The organism is Candidatus Zixiibacteriota bacterium (genome assembly GCA_035380245.1).
Lineage (GTDB): Bacteria > Zixibacteria > MSB-5A5 > GN15 > FEB-12 > DAOSXA01.
This window is the reverse complement of the sequence record DAOSXA010000020.1, coordinates 1-5,978: the sequence shown is the minus strand read 5'-3', so window position 1 is coordinate 5,978 and position 5,978 is coordinate 1. Positions and strand designations below refer to the sequence as shown.

The 5,978-nt window shown below is 56.7% G+C and carries 8 protein-coding genes; all 8 read right to left on the bottom strand.

The window, feature by feature from the left end:
* Positions 1 to 291: 291 nt before the first annotated feature.
* Positions 292 to 750, bottom strand: coding sequence for a lysozyme (locus tag PLF13_14945; protein ID HOP08567.1), 459 nt, complete (start codon positions 748 to 750; stop codon positions 292 to 294).
* 72 nt (positions 751 to 822) lie between these two features.
* The gene (locus PLF13_14940; GenBank protein HOP08566.1) at positions 823 to 1,512 is read right to left on the bottom strand and encodes a hypothetical protein; all 690 of its coding nucleotides are present in this window, start codon (positions 1,510 to 1,512) and stop codon (positions 823 to 825) included.
* Positions 1,509 to 1,991: a hypothetical protein gene (locus tag PLF13_14935; GenBank protein HOP08565.1), complete on the bottom strand. Its 483-nt coding sequence runs from the start codon at positions 1,989 to 1,991 to the stop codon at positions 1,509 to 1,511. The genes PLF13_14940 and PLF13_14935 overlap by 4 nt, the downstream gene beginning before the upstream one ends.
* Before the next feature lie 9 nt (positions 1,992 to 2,000).
* The gene (locus PLF13_14930; GenBank protein HOP08564.1) at positions 2,001 to 2,270 is read right to left on the bottom strand and encodes a hypothetical protein; all 270 of its coding nucleotides are present in this window, start codon (positions 2,268 to 2,270) and stop codon (positions 2,001 to 2,003) included.
* A 12-nt stretch (positions 2,271 to 2,282) separates the two neighbouring features.
* Positions 2,283 to 3,041: a hypothetical protein gene (locus PLF13_14925; protein ID HOP08563.1), complete on the bottom strand. Its 759-nt coding sequence runs from the start codon at positions 3,039 to 3,041 to the stop codon at positions 2,283 to 2,285.
* Between the two features lie 7 nt (positions 3,042 to 3,048).
* Complete coding sequence (locus PLF13_14920) at positions 3,049 to 4,110, bottom strand: hypothetical protein (protein ID HOP08562.1); 1,062 nt, start codon at positions 4,108 to 4,110, stop codon at positions 3,049 to 3,051.
* 113 nt (positions 4,111 to 4,223) lie between these two features.
* Positions 4,224 to 4,889 carry a hypothetical protein gene (locus PLF13_14915; protein HOP08561.1) on the bottom strand — a complete coding sequence of 222 codons (666 nt, stop codon included), beginning with the start codon at positions 4,887 to 4,889 and terminating at the stop codon, positions 4,224 to 4,226.
* Positions 4,890 to 5,014: 125 nt separating this feature from the next.
* On the bottom strand, positions 5,015 to 5,293 hold the full coding sequence (locus tag PLF13_14910) for a hypothetical protein (GenBank protein ID HOP08560.1): 279 nt from the start codon (positions 5,291 to 5,293) through the stop codon (positions 5,015 to 5,017).
* Positions 5,294 to 5,978: the final 685 nt, after the last annotated feature.

Sequence of the window (5,978 nt, the reverse complement as noted above, 5' to 3'; positions counted from 1 at the left end):
GATTAGTAGTCCGCTTTTATCCAAAATATAACCCGGGGGTAATTTTACTTTCCAATGCAGGAAATAGGATAAACCTATAACTTATTATAAATCAATAATATAGCAAAATATAGTTTTCAAGTTTGTCCCCGTTTTGTCCCCATAATTTTTGAGGTTACATATTTTTTCAGCGCTTTTCATAGGCTGGGGGACAAATGAAAAAAGGTGCGACCAAGCATTGCAGCAGGGCCGCACCCGGTGTTAACAAATGAAGTCTGGCATCAGACCTCACGGGGCAAAGGTACGTATTTTCTACGAGAAGTACAGGTCGGCTTCCATCTTTCGCCTGCGGACAAGGCCGGGAAGGCGCTTGCCGCCGCCATAGACCCAGCGGGAGAACTCGCCGCGGATGGACGGGTCTTTGGGGTTGGCCTTGACTTTCCTGAGGAGCGTGGACCTGGCGAGATTGCCGGTGCCGACGTTGTAGGTGAAGGAGAGGAGAGCGTCGAACTGATGCTGGGAGATCGGGAGCCCGTTGGGCATCCGGTCTTTATCGTCGAGCCCCAGGGCGAAGGTGAGGTTGTCTTCGAAGATCCGGATGTCCTGCTCGAGGAACTCGTTCGCCTGTTCGCGGGTGATGCTCATTCCTTCATAGACGCCTGCAGTATGGCCCCAGCCGATGGTCCAGACGCCGGCGGGGCACTTGTAGGCGTGGAGCCTGCATCCTTCGAAGGTGTGGATGAGAACGTATGCGGATTTGGATGCTTTCATGACGATGAGGATATAAAAGACTCCCGTCTGACGTGAGCCGGGCGGGAGTCCGTGGGAGAGGGGGTCTGATGCCTACTCGCTGGAGAGCTTGGCCTGGGCAAGCACATCTCCGGACTTCTCGCCAGTGGCGGTGTTCACGTAGAAGTACTTGAAGAAGACCTTAGGGCTGCCGGCGGACGGAGCGCCGCACTTGCTGTCGTAGGCACTCTTGATGTCGATGGCCGTGGCCACGGGAGTGTACGGGTCAGCGAAGGCAGCAGCCTTGCTGTAGGCGCGGGTGATACCGTTGCCCTGGGGATCGGAGGCCTGGATGACGAGTTTCAGGTTGGTCACATCGCTGGGGATGGTGGCCAGCTGGAAGGTCATCGCAGATGCGGTGAGGGTGATGGTCGCGGAATCCGGAGCGACGACACCGGCCAGGTTGGGCACAGCGGTCATGATGTTGCCGCCGCAGTAGACCACCCAGTAGTTCAGCCTCATGAAGAGGTTGGCACCGGAGATCTTGGCTTTGGTACCGAGAACGGACTTGCCTTGTGCGGTGTTGGCCGCGGCATTCCAGGCGAGGATCTGCTCGTTGGTGAGACCCTGCCAGGCCTGAGAGAGCTGCTTGAAGACAGCTTTTACGGAAGACTGGAACGAGGTTCGGGTAGAACCACCGTAACCACGATTGCGGATGTACTTGCGACCGCGCGTCTTGGCAGCGGTGACACCCTTTGCGGAGCCCGACATTTCGTCGAAGGCGATTGAAGGATTGTACTTCATGGCAAAATGGATTTGAGGTTAATGAAATGAGTAATAATGATGTATATGATTCCAATTAAAGCGATGAGGAGGAACAGGCCGCCGGCCTTCATCTTCAGTGTCTGCCACCAGGTCAGCTTCCTCTCGACCTCTACGGTCTGCGTCTCGATGCGGTCCCGGTAGACGATGGAGTCGCGCACAACTTCCTTGTATTCGACCGCTACGGGCTCAGTGACGGGCTTTGTGGCGAGCGAATGGGTAAGGACTCCGCCGGAGACGGAAGCCTCGGATTTGGCGTACTTATTCTCCAATACGGAGGCGGTGTCCAAGGTGGCCACCTTCTCCACGATGACCGGCAGCTCGACGTAGGCAGTATCCCTGACGATCTTCTCGACGATACGGACCTCCACCTTGGTACTGTCCGTCACAGAGGGAAGCTGGCGGACAGTACAGCAGGCGGAAGCGGCGAGGAGCAGAAGCAGTGGCAGAAGGTGTCTCATCGGGTCGGCTTAGTCGTTATTCTTGTTTTCGTTGTCTATCACTTGGCGGAGTTCGGCTTCGAACTTCCGGAGTTTGGTGTCGTAGCTGGCCTTGACGCCGAGAATCGCACCGCAGAGGACCAGCAGCTCGCTGACGATGGAGATGGCGCTGTTGGCTATTTCTCCGAGCGGCGGAACCCAGAACAGGCACACGGCGGCGATGACGACGCCCGTGGTGAAACTTGCGATGGCGATGACGCCCTGCAGTTTGGTGAGTTCTATGCGTTTCTTCTCTGTCATTGGTCAAAGTCTTTAGTCCACATCACCGTTGCCTTCCTCTCCGTCACGCACGAGGAAGGCAAAAATGAAAGGATCATAGCCGGTGCTGTCGAAGCCGCTCATACGCTCCTGGCAGGTAAATACCCCATTCTCTACATGCGCCAGCGAGAATCCGTTCACGGACGGGTTGTACTGGTTGGAGCCGCCCAGGAAGGGGACATCTGCGTTCACATCAGTCGGGAAGTCACCCATCACTGCCTCCCAAGGCTGGTTCCTATACGAGTAGGAGCAGCTGGAGAACTGCATGTGCAGGAACACCCAATGCTCGAAGATGACGCAGAAGGTCTCGGAACTCCAGTAGAGATACCTGGTCTCCTGAGTCATATTGATCCTGGTGCGGGTGCCCTTGATGGGATTCCCGGGCTGATTGAGCATCGGATACAGGGCCTGGATGAAGATGGTGATCTCGCCCTTATCGTCGAAGTTGGTGAACTTCTCCAGGCAGATCGTATTCTTATCCTTGATCCAAGATTTGATGGCCGTACCGCCGTCGTTGTTCCAGGTATAGGAAGAGTACACATAACGGTCCTGGAACGTCAGTATGACGCCCGCAACGGCGCTGCGGTCGATGCTGAGGTCCGGCACGTAAATCTCCAATACATCTGCTGCTTGATAGGCGGCGTTCGTCGGGTCGTACGAGAACTTGGCGTTCAATACGACATAGTTCGAGGCCTGGTAGTCCTTGAACTGGATGGAGCCTGCTCCGAAGTTATTTCCGGTTGAATTGAACATAGCTTGATTAGTAGAGGATACCAGGGCCGAAGACCTCAGTGGGTTTTACATAATAGCCGCCGCGATGGGCAAAGGTGATGGAGGAGCCGTCCCAGCTGGAGTTGCGCAGCCAAATGATGTAGGACTGTGCCGCGAAACAAGCGTTGCCTTCTCCCATACCGCGGGCAAGAGCCATACTGGTGCCGACGCAGTCTGCCGGGAGCTCATCTTCGAGATAGGCCTCGGAAGACGCCACGTTGCTATGGCCGAGGCATACCGTATCGAAGGAGATGACAGGAGCGCCGGTAGAGAAGTCCACGTCACATTCAGATACGTGGCTGTCCGGCTTGATGTCATCCATCGTAATCTTGTTGCGCTTTACGTAGCCCTCGGCTTCAGCTTCCTCGGAGGTGACGCAGATCCTGCTGGCGAAGGCGCTCTCGCCGGGGAAGCCGGTGTCGGTGTTCAGCCAGTACATTTCAATGAAGACCTTGTCGCCCACGGCCGGCGCAAATCCTACGACCTTGAGATAACGGCCGCGGACATTTGCGTCGCCCCAGTCGTCCTCGATGCCGGGGGAGACGATGACCGTCTTGCTCCAGCCGCTGGAAACGCCGGCAGACATGCCGACGGACATCTTGATGACGAGCTTCAGCGGGTCGTTCTGATGGACGATGCCCTTAATGATGAGGTCGCTGGGAGTGACCCAGATCTCGTCGTAAACAACACCGGGTACGTTGCTGATGTGGGACGGGGCGTCCTTGAGAATGGATTTGCCGACCAGGAGCCGGTTGGAATTGATGCGGACGAAGGCGTTGTGGGCGGTCATCTCGGCGGGATTGCCGATGGAAAACGCGGCCTTCATATGAGATGCCAGAACCTCCCAGGCTTGCATTTGGGAATCAGAGAGCTGCTTATACTCCCGGGAGATCCTGGACAACTGATTTCTTGTGGTAGCCTGAGCCGGAGTGCAGACCTTGCTCTGATAGGCCCGGACGGAGAGGATGTTGCGGCCCTGGACGTTCCGCGCGGTGACATCCTTCGCGGTGCCGGCGAAATCGTTGAAGGCTATGGAAGGCTTTGCTATCATAATCGTCTTATGCGTAGCAGCCTCTGATTCCAATGCAAATATACAAAAAGTTTTCTAATTATTCAAACACAAATAATTAGATACTATTGTATAAAGTATTACTTTAAGTAAAATTAAAGCCCCATCAGGAAGGATTTGCGGCTGTAGATGTTTCGGTAGCCGGTCTCGGAGTCGAGCAGAAAGTACCGGAAATGCACCTGGTACTCCGGCAGATCGAGGTCCCAGATGTCCTTGTATCCGGGGACAAGCACTTCCACGATGCAGTCATCGGAAGAGCAGTTCGTCTGGGCGACGAACGACCGAAGGTAGCCGGGCCTTCTTCCGGCTCCGGGCGTGGTGAGCTGGAGACGGACCGCCAGCCGGTAGCGGGAAGGATTGGCGCAGCGATCCAGGCGCACCCGCAGCTTGAGCGACAGGGTAGTGCCGTCCACGACTGACGCCGAGTGGAACTCGCAGTACAACGGCGGGAAGTCCTCGAATGCCCTGGGCACAGGCACGTGCTCATTGTCAAGCTGTGCAAAGCCGTGGTAGCCGGACACGAAGAGATTGTGGCCGGTGATGTGGTGGTCCTTGCGGAACGGCGGCCGGTGGCTCTGCACGGTAAGCGCCAGCATGTTCCACTGCTCCTGCGTCAGCGGATCGAGGTCACGCCAGGCCTGCAGCGCACGAAGATGCACCGACTGCGCCTCCATCTGTCCCAGGGTGCCCGGGAACTCCGGATGCGCCCGCTTCTTCCAGTAGCAGACGCCGTTCCTATGGTAGAACGTCACGTCGCCCACTGAAGACCAGCAGTCGGAGAAACGGATATTGGGCTTGTACCTGGGCATAGGATGCGGATATAGGGTAGGATAGGGGTCGCGCCTTGAACTCTTGAACAAATAGGTAACTCAGAGGGACTTCGGAACTATGCCTGGCGGAAGTCGAACCAGCCCGAAGCGAAGTCCTCGATGGCGTCGACATCCGGCTCCATCTTACCGGCATCGTCCCTGCGGATGAACTCGCTCACTTGCTTGCTTTCGCCTGTGTACACCTTGTCTTTCTCCCCGAGGACCACAGTATCCGACTCGGCATCAACCCAGATCTTTGGTTCGTCTACCCAGTAGTCGATTTCATCAATGTACTCCCACACCTTGTCGATGATGTGGTCCACCAGAATCCTCCAATTATGCAGCTGTGTTCTCATAACTAAACGTCTTAAAATCAGTATACAAGATACGAAAAATCCACCACATTAACAAATTTATTTTCAAGGAGTTAACCCGCAAAATCAAGCCCTTTCACCTCCTCTTATCATGCGCACCCGCAGCGGCGACAGCCGCTGCTTCCTTGAGTATATTTATATACCCTTTTGCCGTCCTCCGAGCGGGGCAGGGCGCTCGAATACGCACTGCGGCCAGGGCGTGAGTTCCTGGGTAGGCCTTGGTTGCTGGGAGTCTCTAAGGCGGGACGGTAGGGCGTGTACCGGCGGTCGGATCAATGATGCCCTCGTTGCGGGAAGCCCGGCTTAGAGTCTCCCAGTGACCAAGGAGCCGGAGCGAAGCGGAGGCTGGCCGGGGAGGCGGTCTGGCGCGATGGGGTTGGCGGGCTTTGGCGGCGCAAGGGCTGGGAGACCTCAGGCTCCCAGACCCCGACAAAGACCGGCATTGTGCGGCCGGCAGACGGCCTCCCCGGCCTGGGCCGGAACGGCCCACTTGCCCGAACAGAGGTAGTACGTTCTTGGCAGCGGATGCTGCCTTGCACCGACCCTCCGGCGCTGGGTGTGGCTGTCTCTGACGGACACACGCAGCGCCAGCAGCCGGAACGGCTGCCTCCCGGACGCCCGGAACACTTCTGGCGGGGTTCACCCCGGCAGAGGTGTGGAGGAATAG